The following is a 953-nucleotide window of genomic DNA, read 5'->3' on the forward strand; positions in this document are numbered from 1 at the left end:
TCTTGGCGTCCAGCGCGTTCATCGCCTTCTTCTGCGTCAGACCGCTGGAGTCTGCCCAGGCCCACCAGACCGCAGCGAGCACAAAGGGCGACAGCACGATGACCCAGGCCCAGAAATCGTCCTTGTGGAACTGGACCCAGCCGCCGAGCCGCAGCACGATCAAGAGCACGCCAATCAACACGAAACCCATGCGGGCTCTCCTTCAGGTATCTTTGCAACCACTGTAGTCCAACGCCCCGAAAGGTTCGCATGAAGAATGCTCTGATCCTCAGCCTCGCCCTCGTCGTCGCTCCCGCCGCCTTCGCCACCCAGGAGCTGGCGCAGAAAAAGAACTGCATGGCCTGCCATGCGCTGGACAAGAAGCTCGTCGGCCCGGCCTACAAGGACGTGGCGGCCAAGTACGCCAAGGACAAGGACGCCTACAAGAAGCTGGCCGAGAAGATCCAGAAGGGCGGCTCCGGCGTCTGGGGCCCCGTGCCCATGCCAGCCAACACCCAGGTCAGCCCGGCCGAGGCCGAGACGCTGGCCAAGTGGGTGTTGACGGTCAAATAAGGCCGTCACCCTTTTGAAAACAGGCCCTGCGGGGCCTGTTCTGCTTTCCGGGTGGTGCGACGCGTCACTGGCGCGTCACGGCGGCTGCCAAGRATCCGCGCCGCGCAGGCTGTTCTGCGCGCAGCCACGGCATCGCCCATGAACTCCATTTGCCCACTGAAGCCCGCCGCGCTCGCGACGACCGTCCTTGCCCTGTTCGCCGCCAGCACTGCCCAGGCCGCCTCGGCCACGCTGGAAGGCTGGGCCCTGATGCCGGCCAACACCTTCGCCGAAGGTCCGACCACCGGCCAGTTCGCCAGCGGCGCCGGAGGTAACTCGCTGCCGCTGCTGAACAAGCAATCCGTGCAAGGTTTCTCCGCCGTACTGGCCGGCCCTGCCGCTGGCACCTACCTCTTCATGCC

2 protein-coding genes and 1 pseudogene are annotated in these 953 nt (G+C 65.3%); 2 read left to right on the plus strand and 1 reads right to left on the minus strand.

What is annotated here, in order from left to right:
- Window positions 1–190 (minus strand): TIGR04438 family Trp-rich protein (locus ACXJKR_RS33535; protein ID WP_457326540.1); only part of this gene is annotated, 190 nt, incomplete at its 3' end.
- Window positions 191–249: 59 nt separating this feature from the next.
- Between ACXJKR_RS33535 and ACXJKR_RS33540 the strand changes: the two genes are divergently transcribed.
- Both ACXJKR_RS33540 and ACXJKR_RS33545 read left to right on the plus strand, forming a co-directional pair.
- Window positions 250–552 carry a c-type cytochrome gene (locus tag ACXJKR_RS33540; protein ID WP_056201431.1) on the plus strand — a complete coding sequence of 101 codons (303 nt, stop codon included), beginning with the start codon at window positions 250–252 and terminating at the stop codon, window positions 550–552.
- A 138-nt stretch (window positions 553–690) separates the two neighbouring features.
- Window positions 691–953: pseudogene (locus tag ACXJKR_RS33545) on the plus strand (hypothetical protein); the annotation flags it as partial.

The organism is Roseateles sp. P5_E11 (assembly GCF_054049355.1).

What these genes read in the sequence shown, in the direction of transcription:
- ACXJKR_RS33540 (WP_056201431.1), top strand. Translation starts at nt 250, where the DNA reads ATGAAGAATGCTCTGATCCTCAGCCTCGCCCTCGTCGTCGCTCCCGCC.